The sequence below is a fragment of the Halorussus amylolyticus genome (assembly GCF_004143485.2).
Taxonomy (GTDB): Archaea; Halobacteriota; Halobacteria; order Halobacteriales; family Haladaptataceae; genus Halorussus; species Halorussus amylolyticus.
Map to the genome: position 1 here is coordinate 297,717 of NZ_ML974130.1, position 23,577 is coordinate 321,293.

The 23,577-nt window shown below is 65.9% G+C and carries 21 protein-coding genes and 1 pseudogene; 15 read left to right on the forward strand and 7 right to left on the reverse strand.

The genetic code is table 11. The annotated features are described in order from the left end of the window. Nucleotides 1–2: 2 nt before the first annotated feature. Nucleotides 3–956 carry a bifunctional 2-dehydro-3-deoxygluconokinase/2-dehydro-3-deoxygalactonokinase gene (kdgK1, locus tag EKH81_RS01520; RefSeq protein ID WP_132058093.1) on the reverse strand — a complete coding sequence of 318 codons (954 nt, stop codon included), beginning with the start codon at nt 954–956 and terminating at the stop codon, nt 3–5. 198 nt (nt 957–1,154) lie between these two features. Between kdgK1 and EKH81_RS01525 the strand changes: the two genes are divergently transcribed. After that, nucleotides 1,155–2,462 carry an O-acetylhomoserine aminocarboxypropyltransferase/cysteine synthase family protein gene (locus EKH81_RS01525; protein WP_132058092.1) on the forward strand — a complete coding sequence of 436 codons (1,308 nt, stop codon included), beginning with the start codon at nt 1,155–1,157 and terminating at the stop codon, nt 2,460–2,462. Between the two features lie 69 nt (nt 2,463–2,531). Then, nucleotides 2,532–3,098, forward strand: a complete 567-nt coding sequence (locus EKH81_RS01530; protein WP_132058091.1) for a hypothetical protein — start codon at nt 2,532–2,534, stop codon at nt 3,096–3,098. Nucleotides 3,099–3,124: 26 nt separating this feature from the next. On the opposite strand, the gene mutL is transcribed toward EKH81_RS01530, so the two are convergent. Then, nucleotides 3,125–5,236, reverse strand: a complete 2,112-nt coding sequence (gene mutL, locus EKH81_RS01535) for a DNA mismatch repair endonuclease MutL (RefSeq protein ID WP_132058090.1) — start codon at nt 5,234–5,236, stop codon at nt 3,125–3,127. Between the two features lie 161 nt (nt 5,237–5,397). On the opposite strand from mutL, the gene EKH81_RS01540 reads away from it, so the two are divergent. Next, on the forward strand, nt 5,398–6,681 hold the full coding sequence (locus tag EKH81_RS01540; protein ID WP_132058089.1) for a phospholipase C/P1 nuclease family protein: 1,284 nt from the start codon (nt 5,398–5,400) through the stop codon (nt 6,679–6,681). A gap of 66 nt (nt 6,682–6,747) precedes the next feature. Here EKH81_RS01540 and EKH81_RS01545 read toward each other — a convergent pair whose 3' ends face one another. Continuing rightward, complete coding sequence (locus EKH81_RS01545; protein ID WP_132058088.1) at nt 6,748–7,746, reverse strand: hypothetical protein; 999 nt, start codon at nt 7,744–7,746, stop codon at nt 6,748–6,750. Nucleotides 7,747–7,925: 179 nt separating this feature from the next. On the opposite strand from EKH81_RS01545, the gene EKH81_RS01550 reads away from it, so the two are divergent. After that, a complete protein-coding gene (locus tag EKH81_RS01550) occupies nt 7,926–8,960 on the forward strand; it encodes an agmatinase family protein (protein ID WP_132058238.1) in 1,035 nt (344 codons plus the stop codon). 46 nt (nt 8,961–9,006) lie between these two features. Further along, nucleotides 9,007–9,183: pseudogene (locus tag EKH81_RS01555) on the forward strand (hypothetical protein); the annotation flags it as partial. 94 nt (nt 9,184–9,277) lie between these two features. Here the strand turns inward: EKH81_RS01555 and mutS are convergent. Next, a complete protein-coding gene (gene mutS, locus EKH81_RS01560) occupies nt 9,278–11,971 on the reverse strand; it encodes a DNA mismatch repair protein MutS (RefSeq protein WP_132058086.1) in 2,694 nt (897 codons plus the stop codon). A 268-nt stretch (nt 11,972–12,239) separates the two neighbouring features. Between mutS and trpB the strand changes: the two genes are divergently transcribed. Beyond that, nucleotides 12,240–13,406 (forward strand): tryptophan synthase subunit beta, encoded by a 1,167-nt coding sequence (gene trpB, locus EKH81_RS01565; RefSeq protein WP_132058085.1) that lies wholly within the window; start codon nt 12,240–12,242, stop codon nt 13,404–13,406. A 33-nt stretch (nt 13,407–13,439) separates the two neighbouring features. Here trpB and EKH81_RS01570 read toward each other — a convergent pair whose 3' ends face one another. Then, on the reverse strand, nt 13,440–13,934 hold the full coding sequence (locus EKH81_RS01570) for a deoxyuridine 5'-triphosphate nucleotidohydrolase (RefSeq protein ID WP_132058084.1): 495 nt from the start codon (nt 13,932–13,934) through the stop codon (nt 13,440–13,442). A gap of 167 nt (nt 13,935–14,101) precedes the next feature. Between EKH81_RS01570 and EKH81_RS01575 the strand changes: the two genes are divergently transcribed. The 5 genes from EKH81_RS01575 (at nt 14,102) to EKH81_RS01595 (ending at nt 18,927) form a co-directional block, all read left to right on the forward strand. After that, nucleotides 14,102–16,078, forward strand: coding sequence for an aconitate hydratase (locus EKH81_RS01575; RefSeq protein WP_132058083.1), 1,977 nt, complete (start codon nt 14,102–14,104; stop codon nt 16,076–16,078). Nucleotides 16,079–16,437: 359 nt separating this feature from the next. Next, on the forward strand, nt 16,438–16,965 hold the full coding sequence (locus EKH81_RS01580) for a hypothetical protein (RefSeq protein ID WP_132058082.1): 528 nt from the start codon (nt 16,438–16,440) through the stop codon (nt 16,963–16,965). Between the two features lie 465 nt (nt 16,966–17,430). Further along, nucleotides 17,431–17,934: a ribosomal protein S18-alanine N-acetyltransferase gene (gene rimI, locus EKH81_RS01585; protein WP_238392094.1), complete on the forward strand. Its 504-nt coding sequence runs from the start codon at nt 17,431–17,433 to the stop codon at nt 17,932–17,934. Between the two features lie 81 nt (nt 17,935–18,015). Further along, nucleotides 18,016–18,492: a DUF5810 domain-containing protein gene (locus EKH81_RS01590; protein ID WP_132058080.1), complete on the forward strand. Its 477-nt coding sequence runs from the start codon at nt 18,016–18,018 to the stop codon at nt 18,490–18,492. Nucleotides 18,493–18,516: 24 nt separating this feature from the next. Next, complete coding sequence (locus EKH81_RS01595) at nt 18,517–18,927, forward strand: DUF5809 family protein (protein ID WP_132058079.1); 411 nt, start codon at nt 18,517–18,519, stop codon at nt 18,925–18,927. Here EKH81_RS01595 and EKH81_RS01600 read toward each other — a convergent pair. Both EKH81_RS01600 and engB read right to left on the reverse strand, forming a co-directional pair. Further along, on the reverse strand, nt 18,922–19,380 hold the full coding sequence (locus EKH81_RS01600; protein WP_132058078.1) for a metal-dependent transcriptional regulator: 459 nt from the start codon (nt 19,378–19,380) through the stop codon (nt 18,922–18,924). The genes EKH81_RS01595 and EKH81_RS01600 overlap by 6 nt on opposite strands. Nucleotides 19,381–19,475: 95 nt before the next feature. Beyond that, a complete protein-coding gene (engB, locus tag EKH81_RS01605) occupies nt 19,476–20,096 on the reverse strand; it encodes a GTP-binding protein EngB (RefSeq protein WP_132058077.1) in 621 nt (206 codons plus the stop codon). Between the two features lie 514 nt (nt 20,097–20,610). Here engB and EKH81_RS01610 point away from each other — a divergent pair. The 4 genes from EKH81_RS01610 (at nt 20,611) to EKH81_RS01625 (ending at nt 23,516) form a co-directional block, all read left to right on the forward strand. Beyond that, on the forward strand, nt 20,611–20,793 hold the full coding sequence (locus EKH81_RS01610) for a hypothetical protein (RefSeq protein WP_132058076.1): 183 nt from the start codon (nt 20,611–20,613) through the stop codon (nt 20,791–20,793). Nucleotides 20,794–20,832: 39 nt separating this feature from the next. Continuing rightward, complete coding sequence (locus EKH81_RS01615) at nt 20,833–22,125, forward strand: TIGR00341 family protein (protein ID WP_132058075.1); 1,293 nt, start codon at nt 20,833–20,835, stop codon at nt 22,123–22,125. 60 nt (nt 22,126–22,185) lie between these two features. Beyond that, on the forward strand, nt 22,186–22,950 hold the full coding sequence (locus EKH81_RS01620) for an SIMPL domain-containing protein (RefSeq protein WP_132058074.1): 765 nt from the start codon (nt 22,186–22,188) through the stop codon (nt 22,948–22,950). Between the two features lie 71 nt (nt 22,951–23,021). Next, a complete protein-coding gene (locus EKH81_RS01625; RefSeq protein WP_132058073.1) occupies nt 23,022–23,516 on the forward strand; it encodes an SHOCT domain-containing protein in 495 nt (164 codons plus the stop codon). Nucleotides 23,517–23,577 lie beyond the last annotated feature (61 nt).

Consider the following 23,577-nt stretch of genomic DNA (forward strand, 5'->3'; position numbering starts at 1 on the left):
TCTCAACGCGAGATTTCGCCGCCCTTCTCCGCCAACACGGTCTCGACCTCGTCGCGCGTCACGACCGCCACGTCGCCCGGAATCGTCCGCTTGAGCGCCGCGGTCGCCGACCCGTACTCCAGCGCGGTGGGCACGTCGTCGCCCGCGAGTCGGCGCGCGAGGAACGCCCCGACGAAGGCGTCGCCCGTCCCGATTGGGTCGAGGGTGTCGGTCTCGAAGGCCCCCTGTTCGTGAACCTCGCCCTCGTGGCGCGCGAGCGCGCCCTCGTCGCCGCGGGTCACGACGACCGTCTCAAAGTCGAACTCCTCGGTTAGTCCGTCCGCAATCTCCTTGGGGTCGCCCTCGCGCGCCAGCACCTCGCGGGCGTCGCGCGCGGCGGTCACGAGCACGTCCACGTCGGGAAACAGGCCTTCGAGCGTCTCGCGGGCGGAGTCGGGACTCCAGAGCTTCGACCGGTAGTTCACGTCGAACGCGGTGGTCGTCCCGGCGTCGGACGCGGCGGCGAGCAGGTCCGCCGTCGTCGCTTCCAGCGTCTCCGAGAGCGCGGGCGTGATGCCGCTCGTGTAGAAGTACTCCGCGTCCCGGACCCGGGGAACCGGGAGTTCCGCGAACTCGGCGGTCGTGACCGCCGCGCCCTCGCGGTCGTAGATGACGTTCGTGCCCCGGGGCTTGCCGCCGTGTTCGAGGTAGTAGGTGCCCTGTCGGCCCTCGTCGCTCCAGACCACGTCGGTCTCGACGCCGTGCTGGCGGAGTCCCGCGACGACTCGCCGCCCGAGCGGCGAGTCGGGGAGTTTCGAAGTCCACGTCGCGTCCGCGCCGAGTCGCGCGGCCGCGACCGCGACGTTGCTCTCCGCGCCCGCCGCCCGAAATTCGAGGTCGGTGGCGGTTTCGAGGCGCTCGCCGTGGGGCGGCGAGAGCCGAAGCATCGTCTCTCCGAACGTGACGAGGTCGGTCATACGTCGGCCATCGCCCCCGCGTGCCATAATTTACTCGGTCGGCGATACGTTCTCGGAGAAGCACCGAGACCGCCCGAACTGATTCGCGCCGTTCTCTTTGACCTGCAGCAGGGTTCGATTGCCGGGACTCCGGACTGCGTGCAGAAGTTGCCCCTGTCAGGCGACCTAAACGACCGCGCCCCGTTGTCCCCGACGAACATGACCGACTCCGACCCCGAACCCGACGCTCGCGGATTCAACACCGAGAGCGTCCACGCCGGACAGGACCCCGACTCCGCGACCGGGTCGCGCGCGCCGCCAATCTACCAGACCACCTCGTACGTCTTCGACGACGCCGAACACGCCGCGTCGCTGTTCGCGCTCGAAGAACCGGGCAACATCTACAGCCGAATCATGAACCCGACGAACGCGACGTTGGAGGAGCGACTCGCCACCCTCGAAGGCGGCGTCGCGGGACTCGCCACCGCGAGCGGGATGGGCGCGCTCAATCTCGCAACGTTCGTGCTCGCCGAGCGGGGCGACAACGTCGTCACGGCGTCGTCGCTCTACGGCGGCACCTACACCTACTTCACCCACACCGCGCCCCGGCGGGGCGTCGATGCGAAGTTCGTGGACACGCTCGACTACGACGCCTACGACGAGGCCATCGACGACGACACCGCGTTCGTCCACCTCGAAACCGTGGGCAACCCCGCGCTCGTGACCCCGGATATAGAGCGAATTGCCGACATCGCCCACGACCACGACGTGCCGCTGGTGGTAGACAACACCTTCGCGACGCCGTACCTCTGCAACCCCATCGAACACGGCGCGGACATCGTCTGGCACTCGACCACCAAGTGGATTCACGGGAGCGGTTCGACCGTCGGCGGCGCGCTCATCGACGGCGGCACCTTCCCGTGGGAGGAGGGCGACTTCCCCGAAATCGCGGCGGAGAACCCCGCGTACCACGGCGTGAACTTCCGCGAGCGGTTCGGCGACGCCGCGTTCGCCTACGCCGCCCGCGCTCGCGGACTCCGCGACCTCGGGAATCAGCAGTCGCCGTTCGACGCGTGGGTCACTCTCCAGAAACTGGAGTCGCTACCCCTGCGCATGGCGAAGCACTGCGAGAACGCGCTGGCGGTCGCGGAGTACCTCGAAAATCACGACGAGGTGGCGTGGGTCGCCTACCCCGGACTGGAGAGCCACGAGACCCACGACAACGCGAGCGAGTACCTCGACGGGGGCTACGGCGGGATGATAACGTTCGGGCTGGAGGGCGGCTACGAGGCCGGGCGCTCGGTCACCGAGGAGACCGAGTTGGCGAGCCTGCTCGCCAACGTCGGCGACGCCAAGACGCTCATCATCCACCCGGCGAGCACGACCCACCAGCAACTCACCGAGGAGGAGCAGTTGGCCAGCGGAACCACCCCGGACCTCGTTCGTCTCTCGGTCGGCATCGAAGACCTCGACGACATCGTCGCGGACCTCGACCAAGCCATCGAAGCGGCGAGCGAGAGCGCGTAGAACCGAGGGTTCCGCTTCGGCGTCCGCGAGCCACAAGGCTTTCACCGCGCACGTTTCGAGCACCCACGTATGCGACGACTCACTGCCGCGATAGCGTTGGCGCTGCTCGTATCGCTCGCCGGATGCTCGGGGTTCGCTGGCGGCGCGCTCAGCGATGGCACCACCGGCGAGGACGGCGGCGTGACCGGTGAGGACGACGGCGCGACCGGCGAGGACGGTGCCTCCGTCGTCTCGGCGGCCAACTCGACGCCGGACGCGACGGGTGTCGAACACACCCTCCGCGTCGAGGTGAACGAATCGACCGCCGGGAGCGAGTGGGAGTCGCTGTCCGCGACCTACCTGCGCGAGGAGTTCACCGTGGACGGAGCGAAGCACGGCGCGGTCGCGCTCGGCGTCGATACGGACGGCGACGGCGAGGTCGAGCAGGAGTTCAACGAGACGCACGTCAGCGGCGTCAACAACAACGAGTACTCGTTCACCGTGGGACTCGACACGGGGTACATGCTCGAAGACGGCGACGCGGTCGTCGTGGCGTATCCCGCAGTTGACAACCCCGCCGAATCGGGCGAGTACGACGTTTCCGTGACGCTCAACGACGACCAAACGGCGAACGGAACGCTCGCCGTCGAGGAGTAGCCCGCCGTCCGGAGACCGTCTCGGACTTATTCTTCCGAACGCCGTCCCCCGTGTCCCGGATAGTCGCGCTCGAACCGGTCTTCGATTTCCTCGCGCGCGAACTCGATTATCACCGGACGGCCGTGCGGGCAGGCGTAGGGGTTCTCACAATTGTCGAGCGCCGCCAGCAGGTCCACGACCGACCCCTCGCGGAGCGAGGTGTTGCCCGTAATCGAGGGATAACAGGCGAGGTCCGCGAGCAGGTCGTCGGCCACGGCCTCGACCGTTTCGCCCCGGTCGTCGGCGTCGGTCGAGACGAACTCGCTCAGGGCGTCCCGAAGGAGTTCGGGGTCGAGCGTGGCGTCGAGGACGGTGGGCGCGGTTCGGACGACGACCTCCCGGTCGCCGACCAGTTCGCCGCGGAAGCCGAGCGTCTCCAGCGCCTCCCGGTACTCGTCGAACACCGCGGCCTCGCCCGCGGTGAGTTCGAGTTCGACCGGCTGCGCCAGCATCTGGGTGGTCGAATCCTCGGCGAACTCCCGAGCGAGGCGCTCGTAGTTGACTCGCTCGTCGGCGGCGTGCTGGTCTACCAACACGAGTCCGTCGGGCGTCTCGGCGACGACGTAGGTGTCGTGGAGTTGGCCCATAATTCGCATCCGGGGGAGGCTATCGAACTCGGGTGCGTGCGTCGGGTCGCCAGCCAGCGTCTCGGCTTCGGTCGGAGCCGCGAACTTCCGGGTCGAATCGGTCGGCGCGTCGTCGGTCGCTTCGGCGTTCGCGGCGGTCGTCTGGGTGTTCGCGGTCGTTTCCGTGTCCGTATTCACTCCTGCGTTCGTGCTCGTCCCTGCGTGCGCATCCGGACTCGTCCCTGCGTCCCCACCTGCCTCTGCTCGCGCGCTCGCTCCCGTCCGGGAGCGAGCGCGCGAGCCTTCCGGTTTCGTACTCGCCGTCCCACGCGCATCGTCCGAGTCGCCCGTTTCGGTCGGCGGGTCGGAATCGCCCTTCCCGTCGAGCGTCGATTGCTCTCGGTCGGCGCTGTCCGCGCCGACCGCCAGTTCGGCCTGCTCACCCTCGCTCGCGTCCGCTCGCTCGCGCTCGGGTTCGACGCGCGCCTCGTCGGGCGCGCTCGCGCCGCGCGGCGCGGACGACCGAATCAGGCCGTGGTCGAGCAGGGCCGACTCCACCGCGCGCTCGACCGCGTCGCGGACTGCCGACTCGTGCTCCCACCGACACTCCATTTTTCTCGGGTGAACGTTGACATCGACTTCGCCCGGCGGAACGTCTACGAACAGCACCGCGAAGGGGTAGCGCTCGGTCGAGAGCTGGCCGCCGTAGGCCGCGAGAATCGCGTCCCGGACCGCGCCGTCGCTGACGTACCGGCCGTTGACGTACGTCGAGACGTACTCGCGGGTGCTCCGGGTCGTCTCGGGGTCGCTGACGTAACCGGAGACTTCGACCGACTCGGCCCCTCCTTCGACCGCTATCATCGAAGTTGCGACCTCCCGGCCGTACACCGACAGCACGGCCGAGGGGAGGTCGCCTCGACCCTCGGTAGCGAACACCTCGCGGTCGCCGTGGGTCAGCGACACCGCCACGTCGGGGTTCGCGAGCGCGTACCGCGTGACGACCGTGTTGACGTGCGAGAACTCGGTGGTCGTCGTCTTGAGGTACTTCCGGCGCGCGGGGGTGTTGTAGAACAGGTCCGAGACTTCGACCGCGGTGCCCTCCGGACACCCCGCGGGTCCGACCGACTCCACCTCGCCGCCCTCCATCCGGAGTTCGGTGCCGGTCTCGCCGGCCCGCGGTTTCGTGGTGATGGTCACGCGAGAGACCGCGCCGATGGTGTGGAGCGCCTCGCCGCGGAAGCCGAGGGTGTCCACGCCCGCGTCGAGGTCGTCGGCGTCTCGAATCTTGCTCGTGGTGTGCTGGCGGACCGCGGCCCGGACCGCGGACTCGGTCATCCCGACGCCGTCGTCGCTCACGACGATTCGGTCGGTGCCGCCCGCCTCGACCGTCACGTCGATTCGACTGGCGTCGGCGTCGAGGCTGTTCTCGACCAGTTCCTTGACCGCCGACGCGGGGCGCTCTACGACCTCCCCGGCCGCGATTTTGCGAATTGTGGCATCGTCGAGTCGGGTGATTCGGGTGGTGTCAGTCATCGGTATCCTCACGCGAACGTCGCTGGCGACTACGACGAACGGGGTGGGTTTCAATCCACTGCTGTCCGGCGTCGTCGAACGGGACGCGGGTGTCCGCCACATACATTTCACTATATATTGATTGTATAAAATTTTATTACTTTCTGTAAAAATTAGAAAATATGGTGCGAGACCATTCAAACCGTAGCAAAGACGCATCGAACGTCGGCCGTCGAACCGTCCTGAAAGCGACTTCCGGTGCGCTCGTCGGCGTCGGTCTGTCCGGCCTCGCGGGTACCAGCGCCGCGAACGGGCAGAGCGAGAACAGAGTCGAGGGCGAGGTCCCCTATCCCGACCACAGCAAACTGCTCGTGGACGACTCGCTCACGTCGCTCACGCCCCAGTACGACCTGCTGACGCTCGACGAGGACCGCCTGCTCGAACTGGTCGAGCAGGCGAAGATGGACGAGTCCGCCGAACGCGAGGCCCGCGACACGCTCAAGGACCTCTGGCGGAAGTACGACGTTCGGAAGGTCCGCGATGGGAAGGACTTCGTCTTCACGCTCGCCGACGACGGACCGCAGGCGCTCGCCAGTAGCGATGACGCCGACCAGTTCTCGAACGCGGGCGAGGCGGTCGCCGTGGGATTCGCCGAAGAGAACGGCGGGAAGGACGAAATCGACGCCCAGTGGTACGGTTCGACTCACGAAGCGATGACTGAAGACGTACTCGACAGCCACTTCGACCTCTACAGCTACGAGGTTGACGACATCGTCGGTCACTCGCCGGACCCGGACGTGGACCCGTGTAACGGCTGTGGACAGCTCGTGGAGTCGGCGGACTGGCCAAACTGGGTCAAAGATAAAATCAAAGAGGGTCTCAACGCGTTCGCCCATTACTTCGGTCACTACTACGACCCGAACTCCTACACCGTCAACCTCGGATACAACACGACGATAGAGTTCGATGGTCTCGGGGGTGCACCGTGGTTCTGCGCCTACGAGATGGGCAAAGCCGAGGACGAGTCTTACTCGGACCGGCGCGAACACCTCGGACGCGCAATCCATTACGTCCAAGACGTTTCGGTGCCGCTTCACGCCGGTATGGGTCTCGAACAGATGAACTTCGACATCCACTGTGACTCCGATGGGTGCGGCGTCATCGACCCCTACTTCGACCTCCACTCCGGCTACGAAGAGTGGGTCAAGAACAACTTCACGTCGGGCGAGAACTTCCTCGACGACTGCACGATGGTATCCTACAACAACGACCCCTTCGACTGCGTTTCCCAAGTCGCGGACGAGGCCAACAGCTACTCGTACGAGGTGTTCCACCGTGTGAAAGAAAACGGCACCGACATCGACAGTTGGGACTCGTCGGACTACAACGACATCGTCGAAGCCAGCGCGAACTCCCTGACCTACGGCTACTCCTACACCCACGCGCTCATCGAACAACTCTACTGAATCCGCGACGGCGAGCGACTTCTCTCCGATTTTTGGTCCCGCCGAAAACAATCACTGCAATCACTATCAGTCGTTTCGCACCCGAAGCGTCGTCGCGTAGTAATTTCCGCCGTACTCGTAGTGACGACGCCACGCACGCGAGGCCCCCGACTCGTCGGGCGGCGACGCATCCTCGATACCGAGTCGCTCGATGAGTCGCTCGAACGACTCGGAAATCGGGTCGCGCTCGGCGTACGTGCCGCCGCTGGTCTCCTCGAGGATGTCCCGAACGTCCGGGCTCGCGTCGTCGAACGTAGCGTCGATGTGGTCGATGAGAATCTCGCGTAACTCCGACTCGGACTCGGCCACCTGCTCGGTTTCGTGGACGTAACGCCTCGTCTCGACGCTCCCCTTCTCGGCGTGTGCGCGCAACGTCTGCTTCTCGCTCAGGAACTCGGTGTCGGGTTCGACCTGCACGTACTCGAAGGGCGGGTCGGGAACGAGGTCGCTGTCGTCCGGGTCCATCGGCTCGAAGTAGACCACGCCGCGCTCGCCCTGTGACGCGGCCGAGCGGTCGTCGTCGTTCACTATCGCTCTGATTGCGTCTTGGGCGGCCCATTCCACGACGTCGGCGTCGAGGTCGGACAGTCCTTCGTCCGGATTTTCGACCGGGTCGGCGTCCGACGGGGGTTCGTCCGTCGGTTCGAACCAGAACTCCCACCGGTCGAGCGACACGTCCTCGACGTCGGTCACCCGGACGCGATAGTACGCTCCGTCGTGTTCGACGTAGGCCGGTGTCGGCTCGGTGTCGGAGTCGTAGGGACCGATGGGCTGTGCTTCGGTCGCGAGCGTTCCCGAATCGAGTAGTTCGGCGGTCAGCGCATCGAGGTGATACCGGACGTGCAATCCTCCCCGTCTCGGTTCCCACGCGAACAGGTCGGTGAGCGTGGTGCCGCCCGCCGGACTGCTCAACAGCGAGTAGCGCGCGCCGCCGTCGGCAAGAATCGAACATCCCGGAAGCAGCGCGGTGAGGCCGACGCCAGCGAACCGAAGGGTCGTTCGACGCGAGAGTGGAGGGACCATCATCAGAAAATACTCTCGTAACGCCGTATAAATTTGTTCTTCGCTCGGACGGATAATTTCGCGCGGAAGGTATCGTTATGGTCGTGGCCGAGTCATCCGCAGGTGATGGGATTCCAATCGCTCCGGTTCGCGAACCGAGACCGGCCGAGACCGACCGCCGAGACGCCCGAGGTGAGTCGCCGATGACCGACCCCGACCGTCCGCACTCAGACCGGACCCGCCCGCGTTCGGCGCGCGCGTTCCGCGAACGCTATCCCGAATCCGAAATCGAACTCGCGTACGCGGGCATCGACACGTTTCTGAAAGCCGACAAGCGCGCGGTCGAGGACCTCGCGGACTTCGACGCGGGCGTGCTGGGCGTCCCCTACGACGGCGCGGTGAGCAACCGACCGGGCGCGAGGTACGGTCCCGGCGCGATTCGGCGGGCGAGCGCGTGGTGGGCGTACCTCTCGGGGTACAAGGGCGGTCTGACCAACATGCAGACGGGTCGGCAGGTCGATTTCGGAAATCTCGCGCTCGCCGACTGCGGGGACGCCCCCGTGTTTCCGATGGACCGCGAGAAGACCGCCGAGAGCATCACGGCCCACGTCGCCACCATCGCCGAGCAGGCGTTTCCGGTCGTCCTCGGCGGCGACCACTACTGCACCTTCCCGGCGTTTCGGGGGTTCGCGGAAGCCACCGACCACGACACCGTGGGGTTCGTCCAAATCGACGCCCACACCGACACCGTCGCCGAGAGCGCTATTTTCGGCGACCACTTCCACGGGTCGAGCACGAACCTCATCGCCGAATCGCCCCACACCGACTTCGAACACGTCAGCCAAGTCGGCATCCGGGGGTACGAGTCGCCCGACTTCTTCGAGTTCGCCGACGAGTCGGGACTGAATCTGTTCACCGCTCGCGACGTTCGCGACCGGGGTATCGCCGAGGTCGTTACCGATGCCGTCGATGCCGCCGCGGAAGACGCCGACGCGGTGTACGTCACCTTCGACATCGACGCCGTGGACCCGAGCGTCGCGCCCGGAACCGGAACCCCCGAACCCGGCGGTCTCTCGGCCGACCAGGCGCTCGAAACGATGGAAATTCTCGGCGGTCACGACGCGGTCGGCGCGGCCGACCTGATGGAGGTCGCGCCGCGCTACGACCCCACCGAGGGGACCGGGCGACTCGGCGCGTACCTGCTCGTCACGCTCCTCGAACGCCAGTTCGCCGAGTGAGGGGCTTCGATTCGCATCCTCTGAGTGACGCTCGCGGTCGGTCGTCGCCCGCGGTACGGTCGCGCTGGTCGAGGACGCCGCGCGAAAGCGCGGCGTCCTCGAACGGTTCATGGCGAAGTTCGCGCCTCACCTGACCGTCGGCGAGGATTACGAGGAGATGTCCGAGGAGTCAATCGACCGGACCGCGGTGTACCGACTCGACGCGGTCGAAGAATCGGATTGATTCCGAGCCTCACCGGGACCGCACTCTCCTCCTCGGCGAGCGATTGCGGGCGACTCGTCGCCCGCAATCGCTCGGTCGTCTACTGCCGGAACGCTCACTCGTCCAATCGCTCCTGCCACGCCTGCACCTGATTCATGAGTTCGACGGGCGAGGTGCCGGTCAGGTCGGTGTCCCTGAGTTCGTCCAACACGGCTTCGGTTTCGGGGTCGAGCGAATTCGCGTCGTCCAAGTCGTCGGCTTCGGCGTCGTCCTCGGCTCCGTCGCTCGCACGTCCGAACTGCCCCGATTCGAGGTCGAAGACGACCTGCTGAGTCCCGCCTTCACTGCCACGTTCGCCGTGGCCACCTCGAACGTCGATGGCCTTGTCCTCCCGAAGCCTTCGAAGCACGTCGCGCGAGCGTTCGACCACCGGTTGGGGAACCCCCGCCAAGTCCGCGACGTGAACCCCGTACGAGCGGTCGGTGGGACCGTCCTCGACGGTTCGGAGGAACGTCACGTCGCCGTCCGATTCGTCCGCCGAGACGTGGACGTTTCGGACGCCCGGAAGTCTGTCGGCGAGACCCGTGAGTTCGTGGTAGTGAGTCGCGAACAGGGTCTTCGCCTCGATTTCGTTGGCGATGTACTCGGTCGCGGCCCACGCGATGGAGATGCCGTCATAGGTCGCGGTGCCACGGCCCACCTCGTCGAGAATCACGAGCGACTCGTCGGTGGCGGAGTGGAGAATGTTGCTGAGTTCCTGCATCTCGACCATGAACGTCGAGCGCCCCTGTGCGAGTTCGTCGAGCGCGCCGACACGCGTGTAGATGCCGTCCACGACGCCGATTTCGGCGTCGCTCGCGGGGACGAAGCTCCCGACTTGGGCGAGCAGGGTGATGAGCGCGGCCTGTCGCATGTACGTCGATTTCCCGGACATGTTCGGCCCCGTGACGACCAGAAACTGCCGGTCGTCGTCCATCCGGAGGTCGTTGGGCACGAACTCGGTGGTTCGCTCGACCACGGGGTGTCTGCCCGCCTCGATTCGCACGTCGCCCGATTCGGAGAGGTCGGGACGGACCCAGTCGTTCTCGACGGCGTGGACCGCGAGCGAGGCGAGCGCGTCGAGTTCCGCGAGGGTGCGGCCGACCGACTGGAGGAGGTCGGCGTGGCCCGCGACGGTCTCGCGCAACTCCGAGAACAGTTCGTATTCGAGGTCGCCCCGGCGCTCTTCGAGTCTGAGGATTTCGCGCTCGCGTTCGGCGAGTTCGTCGGTGGTGTACCGCTCGGAGTTTTTCAGGCTCTTGATGCGGTCGTAGCTCTCGGGCACCTTTCCGGTGTCGGACTTCCCGACCTGAATGTAGTAGCCGTCGGTCTTGTTGCGGTCCACTTGGAGGTGGGCGATACCGTGTTCGCGCTTCTCGCGGTCGGGGAGCGTTTCGAGCCATGATTTGGCCTCGTCGTGACTCTCGATGAGGCCGTCGAGTTCGTCGTCGTGACCCCGTCGGAACAGGCCGCCCTCGGTCACGGTTCCCGGCGGGTCGGCGACGATGGCGTCGAGGTCCTCGAGGAGCGCGGCCGCGCGCTCGCGGTCGGGCCGACCCGCGATGTCCGAGAGGGGCGAACTCGACAGCGCGGGGTCGGCGGCGATTGCGTCGGCGACCTCCGGCAGGAGTTCGAGCGTCTCGCGGACCCGGAGGAGGTCGCGGGCGTCCGCGCTCCCGTGGGCCGCCTTGCTCGCGAGTCGTTCGAGGTCGTAGGCCGAACTCAGCGTCTCGCGGACGCCCTCGCGAGCGAGGGCGGAGTCGGCGAACGCGGCGACCGCGTCCCCGCGCTCGCGGAGGGTTTCGAGGTCTCGACGCGGGCGCTGGAGCCACTCCTTCAGGAGTCGCTTGCCGGGACTCGTCGCGGTGTGGTCGATGGTCGCGAACAGCGACCCCTCGCGGTCGCCCTGCATCGTCTCGGCGAGTTCGAGGTTGCGCTGGGTCGTGGCGTCGAGTTCGACGTGGTCGTCGCCCCGGTATCGCCGGAGGCGAGTCATCGAGGATTTGACCCCGGTGCCGGTCTCCTCGACGTAGGAGAGAAGCGCCCCCGCCGCCCGGATTTCGGGCTTCTCGTCCGCCTCCAATCCGAGGCTGTCGAGGGTCTCGCCCCCGAACTGCTGTTTCGTCGTGTGGGTCGCCCGGCCCGGCGCGAACGCGTCGGCGCGGTGGATGGAGAGCGTCGCGTCGGTGCGCTCGCGGAGTCGGTCGAGGAAGGCGTCGTCGTTCCGGAGTTCGGGACCCGGGAGGACCTCGGCGGGCGCGAACCGGTAGAGTTCGGTGAACGCGCGGTTCGCGGCGTCTTCGGGGTCGGCCCCCGACGCGGTCGTGACGAGGAATCGCCCGGTCGTCACGTCGGCGAACGCGAGCCCGTACTCGTCGTCGGCGACCCGGACGATGGCGCAGAGATACTGGGCGTCGGCGTCGGTGGTTTCGAGCAGGGTTCCGGGCGTCACGACTCGCGTAATCTCGCGGGCGTGGCCGTCGGCGGTCTCGTGCTGGTCGGCGATTGCCACCCGGTAGCCCCGCTCGACGAGTCCCTTGAGGTGGGGCGTGAGTTTGTCCACCGGGACGCCCGCCATCGCGTAGTTCGAGCCGTGAGACGACTTCTGAGAGACGTTCAAATCGAGGATGTCGGCGACCTCCTCGGCGTCGTCGCCGAAGAACTCGTAGAAGTCGCCGACCTGCATCACGAGGTAGTCGGCGTCGGTCTCGGCCTTGAGCGAGAGGAACTCCCCGACGATGCCGCCGACGGCGGCGTCAGAATCGGGCACGGGGACCACCTCCGGGGCGAGGATGTCGCGCGGTCATAGTCGAATCGGAGGCGCGAGCGCGACTAAAACGATGCGGGTTCGACGTGGCGTTGTCCGGGTTCGACGCGGTCCGGGCGCGGTCGCTCACGCGACCGCGCCCGGACGGCGTTCGGCGTTCCGCCGACGGTTTCTCGACTGAAAAATGTCGAGCGACGACCCCGAGGAGAAATCGAGAGCGACGCTCCGAGATTGCTCGAACATTTATATGCGAGCGCGGGAATCGAAACCTATGCCGGACGGCAACGACTCACAATTCGGCGATTTCGGCGGGCGTCACGTGCCCGAACCGCTCGAAGAACCCCTCGAACAGCTCGCACAGGCGTTCGACGCGATTCACGACACCGACGACTTTCGGGGCAGATTCCGGAGTCTCCTCCGGGATTTCGCGGGACGACCCACGCCGGTCTTCCGCGCCGAGCGACTCTCGGCGGAGTTCGGCGCGCAGATTTACCTCAAACGCGAGGACCTGCTCCACGGCGGCGCGCACAAAATCAACAACTGCCTCGGTCAGGCCCTGCTCGCCGAGGAGGCCGGAAAGACCCGCCTCATCGCGGAGACGGGCGCGGGCCAGCACGGAGTCGCCACCGCGATGGTCGGCGCGCTGTTGGACCTCGACACCGAGATTTACATGGGCCAAAAGGACGCCGACCGCCAGCAGATGAACGTCTTCCGGATGCGACTCATGGGCGCGGAGGTCAACGAAGTCACTCGGGGCGGGTCGGGACTCGCCGACGCGGTGGACGCCGCACTCGAAGACTTCGCCGCGAATATGGACGACACCCACTACCTCGTGGGGTCGGCGGTCGGCCCGGACCCCTTCCCGCGGATGGTCCGGGAGTTCCAGTCGGTCATCGGACGGGAGGCTCGCGACCAGATTCGCGAGCAGGCCGGGCAACTGCCCGACGCCGCCGTCGCGTGCGTCGGCGGCGGGTCGAACGCCATCGGCCTGTTTCACGCCTTCCGCGACGACGACGTGAAATTCTACGGCGCGGAGGGCGGCGGCGAAGGCGAGGGGTCCGGTAAACACGCCGCGCCCCTCTCGGACGGCGAGGAGGGTGTGATGCACGGCATGAAGACCCGGACGCTCGATGAGGACACCGAAGTTCACTCTGTGTCGGCGGGACTGGACTACCCCGCGGTCGGCCCGGAACACGCGATGTTCCGAGCGGTCGGTCGGTGCGACTACCGGGCGGTCGAAGACGACGCCGCGCTCGACGCGTTCCGAACCCTCTCGGAGACCGAGGGCATCATTCCGGCGCTCGAATCGAGCCACGCGGTCGCGCTCGCGAAGGAAATCGCGGCCGACATGGACGAAGACGACGTGATTCTCGTGAATCTGAGCGGCCGGGGCGACAAGGACATGGCGCAGGCCGCCGAGATGTTCGACCTCTCCTGAGGGGTCGAATCGCACTAAGGAGTCGAATCGCGGTCAGAACTCGTCGAGCGCGACGTTCTCGCCCTGATACGACCCGTCGTAGGTGCCGTCGTGGTCGGCCTCAGCGAGCACGATTTGGGCGATTCGCGCGCCCGTCTCGATTTCGATGTCGTGGTGAACTTCGAGCAGGCCTTCGCCTTTCCCCTCGTAGCCCGCGTCCCAAACTGCGGTGTTCAGCATGCAGGAGTTCCGGAGGAGCGACGACCGCGGGTAGATGTAGCCGACGTGTCCCTCGGGAATCCGGACGGTCTCGGCGTACTGGACGACGTAGCCGCCGGGCGTGAGGTAGTAGGCTTCGGGCGCGTCGTCGGCGACCTGCCGGGTTTCGAGTTCCTGTCTCTCGCCGATTTCTTTGCCGTCGCACGCGATGCGTCCGGGTTCGCGTTGCTCGTACACGCCCGCGAGCGTGAGGTCTACGCCGTTGGGCTGGATTTGTTCGTCGGTCGTTTCCCCGATGTGTTCGGCCACGAAAGAGCCGCTTTTGAACATGTAGGTGGCGTCCGGCGCGGGACGTATATCGGTGCCGAACTCCGGTGGTCCGTGAGAGTCGTCCCCGGTTCGCGTAAGAATTGCCACCGGGCGCGTAGATTTACAATGGTCGTTATGAACAGAAACACGCGGGATTTATACCCGAGGAGGGGCGATATTCGTGTGTTATGGGACAAACGCTAACGGAGAAAATACTCGAAGACCACCTCGTCGAAGGTGAACTCGAAACCGGCGAGGAAATCGGAATCGAGATCGACCAGGTCCTCACGCAGGACACGACGGGAACGCTCGTCTGGCTTCAGTTCGAAGCCCTCGACCTCGACGACGTACAGACCGAACTCGCGGCGCAGTACTGCGACCACCAGACCTACCAGTTCGACTTCAAGAACACCGACGACCACCGCTTCCTGCGGTCGGCCGCCGGTACGTTCGGCGCGCACTTCTCCCGGCCCGGCAACGGTATCTGCCACAACGTCCACAAGGAGAACTTCGCCGCGCCCGGCAAGACGATGCTCGGCTCGGACTCCCACACGCCGACCCCCGGTGGACTGGGCGAACTCGCGATTGGCTCGGGCGGTCTCGACGTGGCGGTCGCCATGGGCGGCGGCCCCTACTACATCGAGATGCCCGAAGTCGTCAACGTCCGACTCGAAGGCGAACTCCCCGACTGGGCGACCGCCAAGGACGTCATCCTCGAACTCCTCCGACGCCTCTCGGTGAAGGGCGGCGTCGGCAAGGTGCTCGAATACACCGGTCCGGGCGTCGAGACGCTCACCGTGCCCGAGCGCACGACCATCACCAACATGGGGACCGAACTCGGCGCGACCACGTCCATCTTCCCGACCGACGAGGAGACCGAGGACTACCTCTCGCGGCTCGGCCGCGAGGACGAGTACGTCGAAATCGGCCCGGACGAGGACGCCGAGTACGCCGACGAAATCGTCGTGGACCTCTCGGACCTCGAACCGCTCATCGCACAGCCGTCGATGCCCGACAACGTCGTCCCGGTCAGCGAAGTCGCGGGCACTGAGGTCGACCAGTGCATCATCGGCTCCTGCACCAACGGCGCGTACGAGGACATCCTCCCGGCCGCGAAGATGCTCGAAGGCCGCGAAATCAACAAGACGACCGACCTCATCGTCGCGCCCGGTAGCAAGCAGGCGTCCGAACTCCTCGCCCGCGAGGGCTGGGTCGCCGAGATGATGGCGGCTGGCGTCAACTTCTCGGAGGCCACGTGCGGTGCCTGCATCGGCATCGGTCACGTTCCGGCCAGCGACTCCGTCTCGCTCCGGACGTTCAACCGCAATTTCGAGGGTCGCTCCGGCATCGAGGACGACTCTGTCTACCTCTGCTCGCCGGAAGTCGCGACCGCGGCCGCCCTCAAGGGCGAAATCGTGGACCCGCGCGACCTCGCCGACGAACTCGGCGACCTCGAAGCGCCCGGTCTGGAGATGCCCGAGAAGTACGACGGGAGCAAGGCCGACCTCATCAGCCCCGACGAGGCACCCGACGACGGTCTCATCAAGGGACCGAACATCGGCGACGTGCCGCTGAAGGACGAACTCGACTCCCATCTCGCGGGGCCGACCCTGCTGAAGATGGAAGACAACATCACGACCGACCACATCATCCCTGCCACGCAGGACATCCTGATGTACCGGTCGAACATCCCGAAGCTCTCGGAGTTCACGCTCTCGCGCGTGGACGACGAGTTCGCCCAGCGCGCGCTCGACGCCGACGGCGGCTTCCTCGTCGCTGGCGAGAACTACGGACAGGGTAGTTCGCGCGAACACGCCGCGCTGTGCCCGATGTACCTCGGTGTGGAGGGCGTCCTCGCACAGAGTTTCGCCCGCATCCACAAGGCGAACCTCTTCAACTTCGGTCTCATCCCGCTCGAAATCGACGAGGAGACCTACGAGAAGATAGACGAAGGCGACGACGTCGAAATCGTGGACGACGTGGCCGAAGCGGTCCGCTCCGGTCAGGAAGAGTTCACGGTGCGCGTCAACGACGACTGGGAGGCGACGGCCCACCTCGACGCCTCCGCGCGCGAACGCGAGATTCTGGCGGACGGCGGCAAGCTTTCGCACACGAAAAAGCAGGCCGAGTCCGGCGGCGACTCGCCCGCGCCCGCGGACGACTGAAGTTACGAATCCGTTTTCTTTCTTTTTCGCGCCCCACAGCAACTGCTGAAGCACTGGTACGTCCGCGCTCGAAACTCGGAATCGAATCGCGGCGTGTCAGAGCTTGTAACGGCTGATTTGCTCACTCGGCGAAACTTTTATTACCTCTGCGAGCGAATTATTACCTAAGGATAACTGATGGAATAAAACCGATGGCTTTTTCTAACAGTTTCGCATAGCTTTTGCTCCGGTGTTCGAACACCGGAGTTCGGGCGTTCACACGACGACGCCGAACCACCACGACCAGCGACGCGTAGCGAGAGCGACCGACGAATCGCCGGAGCATCGCCACGAGAATCACGGACTCACAACACTCTCACATGACAAACGAAACCACACCGGACGCCGACGCCGTACCGACGCTTTCCAACCCCGAAACCTTGCGCGGCCGCGAGGCGGTCGAGTTCCGCGAGGAGACGACCGTCCACGACGACCGGGACCACTGTGCGGTCGGCATCGAAGGGAGGGCCGTGGTCGGGGTCACGAACGACGACGCTGTTCTCGTACTCGTACACGAGGAGATGGACCACGCGATGCTCCCGAACGGCAAAGTTGAATCCGGCGACGACTGGGCCGCAGTCGGCCGTCAGAGAGTCGAACATCTCACGGACCTGCCGGTCGAAATCGACGGTCCGGCGCGCGTGCGGAACGTCGAGCACGTCGTCGAAGGTGACGACGAACCCCACACGACGAGCTATCAGGTCGTCTTTCGCGCGTCGCCCGCCGCCGATATCGACCGCGTGACCGACGGTTGTGACTGGCACGCCGAGTGGTGCGACGAACTCCCCGAGGTAGTGGCCGACATGGAGCGACCCGAAGCCGACGACATTCGACTGTTCGTGGAGTAACACGAACTTCTGAGGAACATCTTCCGCAATCTCCACTTTCCACGGATGAACTAGGTATTCTACCGCGACGAGCGCCGGAAGACGTAGTCTTCCGAGTCTGCGTTCGCTTTGCGAACGCAGACGAAGCGAGGAGCGGACCAAGGAACCTCCGAGGGCGCAGAGAGGCGACTTCGCCGCCTCTCTTGCAACCGAGGAGGTGACGCAGTGTCGTCGGGAGTGGCGCGACCGACTGCTCGGAGGACGCGGTTTGTCCTCCGGCGTTTTTCATCAACGTTTTGCCAGCGAAGGAGGTCAGAAGCTGGAGGCTTCTGACCTCCTGAGTGCAGCAAAAGGTTGTGGGGGAGAGTTCGGGAGCTTGCACCTCCGGCCGGAAAGTGCGCTTTCTTCTATCCAACACGAGCACTAAAAAATTATGGGTTCTTCTCGGGCATGACACTCATAAGGGTCGGGCGCAAACCCCCGGCAGTGACAACAACTGGCGTGGGGGACGGCGACGAAGTCCGGATTCGTCAGGCGGTGCAGGCCGACCTGCTGGCGGTGTTGCGCATCGAGCGGGCGTCGTTCCCCCAACCGTGGCCGTTCTCGGCGTTCGAGCGCTACCTCGGCGAACCCGGCTTTCTGGTGGCGGTCGAGGATTCGGGTCGCGACGATTCGGACGCCGAGAGCGTCGTGGGCTACGTCGTCGCCGACCTCGTTCCGAACCACGGCCGAGCGTTCGGTCACATCAAAGACATCGCGGTCCACCCCGACCGTCGGGGCGAGGGCGTCGGCCGAACCCTGCTCGGTCGCGCGCTCGCGGTCCTCGGCACTCGCGGCGCCCGGAGCGTGAAACTCGAAGTCCGGGCGAGCAACGACCCCGCGATTTCGCTCTACGAGGAGTTCGGCTTCGAGTTCCTCCGGACCCTCCCGCGGTACTACGACGACGGCGAGGACGCGCTGATTCTGGTGGTGGATTTGAACGACTCGTAATTTGCACCCCGTCGGAAAACGCGGCCCGCGAACCGAACGCCGAGCGTGGCGTTTTTCGGTCCCTGCGACCTATTGGCGAGCATGGGATACGCCTGCCCGGTCTGCGAGACGCCCCAGTCCGACGCCGAACACCTCGCCAATCACCTCGCGTTCACCGCGATGCTCGGCGACGACGACCACGAGGCGTGGCTCGACGAACACGCGCCCGGGTGGAGCGACGAGGGCGAGCGCGAACTCGCCGAGCGCGTCGAGGAGTACGCCGAGGAGGTCGGCTTCCCGCAGGTGTTCGACGACACGACGCCCCACAGCCACGACCACGGCGAATCGCGCGGCGGGGCGCTCTTCGAGGACGAACTCGAACGGGCGAACACGCACGGCCGAGGGTCGATGGCCGGAGGCGCGAGCGGCGGCGATGTGGGCGCGCTCGACGCTGACGCCCAGCGGATTCTCCGAGAAGCACAGGAGATGACCGAGCAGATGCTGGACGAGGGGGCGGACGGGAGCGAAGCGGATTCCGAGACCGAAGGCGACGACCGGACCGAGGACGAAACCGAGTAGTCCCCGGCGTCCGAACCGCCAGATATGGAGACTCACGGACTGCTCGCGCCCGAGACCGAGACCGACGCCCGACGCCAGTACGAGACCGTCGGCCCGGCGGCCCAGACGGTCGTGAAAGAGACCGCGAAGGCGATGGCGTTCGACCGCGAGGAGTACGACGAGCGCGTGACCGCCGACGTGGTCGAGACCGCGCGCGACGCGCTGTTCGCATCGCTTCTCGAAGTTCGGACCGCGAGCAGAGCGGAGTACGACGAGTGGCTGGCCGACCGCGACCGCGAGGTAATCGAGCGCGGCAACGAGAACGTCTCTCGGGTCGCGTGGCACGACGCGCTCGGCGAGACGGTGGTCGCGGCGACCTACGAGACCGAGACCGAGGCCGCGATAGGAACGCTCCGGCGGCAGGCGTTCGGAAGCGTGTACCGGGACCTGTTATAGCTCAGCGTCCCCGAGCGTCTCGCGAACGTCGTCGCTGCACGCGCTGTACTCGTCGTGGGACGCGCTACACTTTCCGTTGCAGGGGTGATTGATGACTTCCTTGAGTCGGTGGATGGCGTCATCCGAAAGCGCCTGTCCGAACGCCCGCGGGTCGTCGGCGAACTCGGTCACGTCGAGTTCGAGGTCGTCTTCGAGGAAGTTCTCGGCCACGCAGCGCCGCCACAGGAACTCCCGAGCGGTCGCCTCGCCCTCGTCGGTCAGCGAGACGCCCTCGTACTTCTCGTAGTCGGCGAGTCCGCGGTCTTCCAGGGTCGCGAGCATCTCGGTGACGCTCGCGGCGCTCACGCCGACCGCGTCGGCGACCTCGCCGGTCTTGGCCCGGCGACCCGCGTTCGCGGTGAGGAGGTGGACGGTACCGAGATACCGGCCCACGCTCTCTGTGACCTCGCTCATTTCGTGCGAACGATGGGCGGGGACGATAATAAGGCTGTTCCCGCGCTCGCGGCCTCGGCCGCGAGCGCGGGAACTTCGAAGTTACGAGCAGGATTTCACGAGAAGAACTTGAACAGGTCGTCGCGCTTCTGGTCGTGGAGGTGGGTCTTGATTGCCTCGTTCAGCGCGTCGATGGACTCGCGCTTGGCCGAAATCGGCGCGACGGTGTCGCGCCACTGCTTCCACGGCGGGTGGAGACCGAGCCTGTCACAGAGTTCGTCGAGGCGCTCGTCCTCGTCGTCCACCTTGTCCATCTTGTTGACCGCGACCACGACCGGAATTCCGAGGTCCCGGAGGAAGTAGAACATCTCCACGTCGTACGGAATCTCGTCCTCGCCCGAGTGGCGGTCGATGATGTCCACCGCGCTCTTGCCGTCCACGACGAGCACGCCCACCAGAATCTCGTCGGCGTGGTCTTCGAGATACCGGACGATGTCGGTCTTTATTCGCTCGCGCTGGTCTTCGGGCACGCCCGACATGAATCCGAATCCGGGCAGGTCGGTCAGCACGAAGTCCTCGCTCGCCCAGTCGTAGTGGTTCGGCGAGCGGGTCACCCCCGGCTTGCCTCCGGTGTCGAAGTTGTGACCGGTGAGTTCGCGCATCAGGGTGGACTTGCCGACGTTCGACCGCCCGACGAAGACCACTTCCGCCCCGCGGTTCGGCCGACTCTCGAACATACCCGCCTTTCGCGGCGGCGGGGTTTAAGAATTGCAGTCTGGGTCGCTCCGAGGTGTCGGGCGAATCGCGCGGTGCTGAGAGTTCGGAACGTCCCCGTCCGGTCGCTTCGAATCGTGATGACGGTCGAATCTGCGAGGGAGGAAAGTACCGGTCTACTGGCGTCGAACGCCAGAACCACAGCAGAGAATATCTCGAAAGCCCCCGCCCGGTCGCGGTCGCTCGCCGACATATTCGGCGCAAACCACGCGCCGAATAGGGGTCGCCGAGACGACCAAGACGAGCGCCGGGAGACAACCCTCGTCTTCCGAAGTCACGTTCGCTTTGCTCACGTGACCGCGACCGGACGGCCCCTTTCAGTCCACCCGTGGTGGGTGACTGTTTGCCGAAACCGCCTCAGATGTTCGGTCTACCGAACCGCCTCGGCCGTTTAGTCGAGCGAAACCACCCGCAAGCGAATCCCCGAGAGCGCTCGGATCTCACAAGACATTTCACGATTCGAACTACTCTCCGCGCATGGAACTTTCGGGACCGCTGATTCGAATCCTCCTCATGGAGGCGGTGTTCGCGGTTCCGGTCGGCGTTTACGTCCATCAGGACGCCGAGAAGCGCGGCAAGTCGCGTCCGCTGGCGTGGGGCGTCGGCTTCGGTCTGCTCGCGCTCCCCGGCCTGTTGTTCTACATGGCGCTTCGAGACTGAACCGGACATATTTATCGCGGCCGTTCCTTTCCCGAGTGTATGCGGCTCGTACAGGTCTCGATACCCGCCGGAAAGCGCGAAACAATCGTCCGCATCCTCGACGACGAAGGTATCGACTACATGCTGACCGACGAGACCAGCGGCCGGGAGTACACCGACATCGCGTACGTTCCGCTGCCGAACGGCGCGGTCCAGCCGGTGCTCGACAGACTCGACGACGCCGGACTCGGCGACGACGCCCACGCCGTCATCATCGACGCCGAGACCGACACCTCGCGGCGCTTCGAGAAACTCGAAAAGCGCTACGCCGAGGAAAACGGCGACACCGACCGCATCTCGCGCGAGGAGATTCGAACCATCACGCGCGACATGGCACCGGAGTTCCCCATCTTCGTGGCTATGGTGGTCATCAGCGCGCTCGTCGCGACTGCGGGCCTCCTGCTCGACTCCCCGGCGGTCGTGGTGGGGTCGATGGTCATCGCGCCGCTCATCGGTCCCGCGATGGAGACCAGCGTCGGCACCGTGCTCGGCGACCGCGAACTGTTCCGCGAAGGACTCAAACTCCAGACGTTCGGTCTGGTCCTCACTATCGTCGTCGCCACGCTGTTCGCGCTCGTGGGGCGGTTCGGCCTGTTGGTCCCGCCGGGGGTCGACGTGACGAGTATCTCTCAGATAAGCGGACGGCTCTCGCCGGATTTGCTCTCGCTGGTGGTCGCACTCGGCGCTGGCGCGGCGGGCGCGATAAGCATCGGGTCCGGCGTCTCGGTCACGCTGGTCGGCGTGATGATTGCGGCGGCGCTCGTTCCGCCCGCCGCTGCGGCGGGTATCTCGCTCGCGTGGGGCCACCCGATAGCCGCGATTAGTTCGACCGTCCTCGTTCTCGTCAACGTCCTCTCCATCAACTTCGCGGGGTTGGCGGTCCTCTGGTACATGGACTACCGGCCGAAAAACTGGTTCAAGCAGGACGAAACTCGGAGCGTCCTGCTGAAGCGCGTGGGCGCGCTCCTCGTCGGCATCGCGGTCCTCTCCGTGTTCCTCGGGGGCGTCACCGTCTCCACCATGCAGTCGGCCAGCTTTCAGGAGGACACCCAACAGGAGATACGCGGCGTCCTCGCCGAAACGCCGGAGGCGACACTACTCGATGTCGCGTTCGAAACCGCCGGAACCCCGCCGTTCGTCGAGTCCGAGCGCGTCGTCGTCACGGTCGGTCGCCCGTCGGGACGGGAGTACCCCGGTCTCGCCGACCGAATCAGCGCCCGGATAAACGACGGCGAACGGGGGCCGGTCGAGGTGGAAGTCCGGTACGTCGACATCGACACCGCCGAAGGGTGAGTCAAATCGGTATTTCAGTCAACGCGAGCTATTTCCCCCCGGTCGTCGTATCGACTGTCGATGCACAGAAACGTTCTTGCCACCGTGGGGGTCGCGCTCCTGCTCGTGACGGCGGGGTGTGCGGGGAGTCTCGACACCGGAGCCAGCGCGAACGCACAGCAGACGGCCGACGGCGACCGGACGAGCGACGGCGGCCAGAGCATCGGCGTCTCGGCGTCCGGACAGGCCGAAGCCGAACCCGACCAAGCTATCGTTCGAGTCGCGGTCGTCGCGACCGACGACGACGCGAACGCGGTCCGCGAACGCTTGGCGGAGAACGCCTCGCGAATGCAGGACGCGCTCGCCGACCTCGGAATCTCCGACGACCAGATTCGGACCGCGGCGTACAACATCGGCGAGCAGCGCGACGACCGCCGGACGACGACAGGCGACCCGCCCGAGGGATTCGAGGGCGTCCACGCGTTCGAGATAACGCTCTCGGACGCCGACAGAGCGGGCACGGTCATCGACGCGGCGGTGTCGAACGGCGCCGACCGGGTCGATAGCGTCGAACTCACCCTCTCGGAGGACCGCCGCCAGGAAGTCCGGGCCGACGCGCTTCGGGACGCGATGGACAACGCCCGAGCCAACGCCGACGTCATCGCCGAGAGCGCGAACCTCACCGTCACTGGGGTTCACACTGTCTCGACCGACGACGTGCGATTCGCGTCCGTTCGGGCCGAGGCGTTCGAAGCTGACGCGGCCGACGGCGCGGCGACGAACATCGAATCCGGACCGGTGACGGTGTCGGCGCAGGTCCAGGTCACCTACAACGCGACCGGATAGCCAGCCAGATACTATCATTTCAGAGCACATTCATCGTAACTGATTTTACTGGCGGTTCGGAACGTCGTCGCATGAGCGGTCCTCGAACGTCGAAGTCGAGCCTTCGTCCGTGGCACGCGCGAGTCGAGCACTACACGCCCGGCGGTCCGGTCGGCAGGCTCCTGCTCGCGACGGCGGCCGTGTCTGTCGGCGGCTCGGCGCTGTTCTTCGCGGTCGTGAGCGTGGTCAGCGCCGTCGCCTTCTGGCCGGTACTCGCGACCCTCGCGTCGGGAATCGGTCTCGGCGCTGTCGGTCTCGCCCTGGTCGTCCTCTGGCCGGTGTACCTCTCGCTCATCGGCAACGTCGAGTCGGCGAGCGAGTACCCCGAGACGGCTTCGGTCGCGTCGCTGTCGGACGAGGACGCGGTGTCCGTCCTCAAACGCCGGTACGCCGCGGGCGATATCTCCGAATCCGAGTTCGAACGGCAGGTAGACGACCTGCTGGGTGTCGAGGGAGTCCTCGACTCGCACCGCGAATCGACCGGTCGAGAGCGCGGGAACGCCGTTCGAGACACCGAGCGAAACTGACTCGACGGACGGAGTCCCCTCAACGACTCCCGACGTGGTCGCACTGACGGGAGTTCCCTTC

Bases quoted from the DNA above. Each gene is read 5' to 3' on its own strand.
- EKH81_RS01575 (WP_132058083.1), top strand. From the start codon at position 14,102: ATGGGACAAACGCTAACGGAGAAAATACTCGAAGACCACCTCGTCGAA.
- EKH81_RS01545 (WP_132058088.1), bottom strand. From the start codon at position 7,746: ATGATGGTCCCTCCACTCTCGCGTCGAACGACCCTTCGGTTCGCTGGC.
- EKH81_RS01570 (WP_132058084.1), bottom strand. From the start codon at position 13,934: ATGTTCAAAAGCGGCTCTTTCGTGGCCGAACACATCGGGGAAACGACC.
- kdgK1 (WP_132058093.1), bottom strand. From the start codon at position 956: ATGACCGACCTCGTCACGTTCGGAGAGACGATGCTTCGGCTCTCGCCG.
- trpB (WP_132058085.1), top strand. From the start codon at position 12,240: ATGCCGGACGGCAACGACTCACAATTCGGCGATTTCGGCGGGCGTCAC.
- EKH81_RS01590 (WP_132058080.1), top strand. From the start codon at position 18,016: ATGGGATACGCCTGCCCGGTCTGCGAGACGCCCCAGTCCGACGCCGAA.
- EKH81_RS01600 (WP_132058078.1), bottom strand. From the start codon at position 19,380: ATGAGCGAGGTCACAGAGAGCGTGGGCCGGTATCTCGGTACCGTCCAC.
- EKH81_RS01625 (WP_132058073.1), top strand. From the start codon at position 23,022: ATGAGCGGTCCTCGAACGTCGAAGTCGAGCCTTCGTCCGTGGCACGCG.
- EKH81_RS01550 (WP_132058238.1), top strand. From the start codon at position 7,926: ATGACCGACCCCGACCGTCCGCACTCAGACCGGACCCGCCCGCGTTCG.
- EKH81_RS01530 (WP_132058091.1), top strand. From the start codon at position 2,532: ATGCGACGACTCACTGCCGCGATAGCGTTGGCGCTGCTCGTATCGCTC.
- EKH81_RS01580 (WP_132058082.1), top strand. From the start codon at position 16,438: ATGACAAACGAAACCACACCGGACGCCGACGCCGTACCGACGCTTTCC.
- EKH81_RS01610 (WP_132058076.1), top strand. From the start codon at position 20,611: ATGGAACTTTCGGGACCGCTGATTCGAATCCTCCTCATGGAGGCGGTG.
- mutL (WP_132058090.1), bottom strand. From the start codon at position 5,236: ATGACTGACACCACCCGAATCACCCGACTCGACGATGCCACAATTCGC.
- EKH81_RS01525 (WP_132058092.1), top strand. From the start codon at position 1,155: ATGACCGACTCCGACCCCGAACCCGACGCTCGCGGATTCAACACCGAG.
- EKH81_RS01595 (WP_132058079.1), top strand. From the start codon at position 18,517: ATGGAGACTCACGGACTGCTCGCGCCCGAGACCGAGACCGACGCCCGA.
- EKH81_RS01615 (WP_132058075.1), top strand. From the start codon at position 20,833: ATGCGGCTCGTACAGGTCTCGATACCCGCCGGAAAGCGCGAAACAATC.
- engB (WP_132058077.1), bottom strand. From the start codon at position 20,096: ATGTTCGAGAGTCGGCCGAACCGCGGGGCGGAAGTGGTCTTCGTCGGG.
- EKH81_RS01540 (WP_132058089.1), top strand. From the start codon at position 5,398: ATGGTGCGAGACCATTCAAACCGTAGCAAAGACGCATCGAACGTCGGC.
- EKH81_RS01620 (WP_132058074.1), top strand. From the start codon at position 22,186: ATGCACAGAAACGTTCTTGCCACCGTGGGGGTCGCGCTCCTGCTCGTG.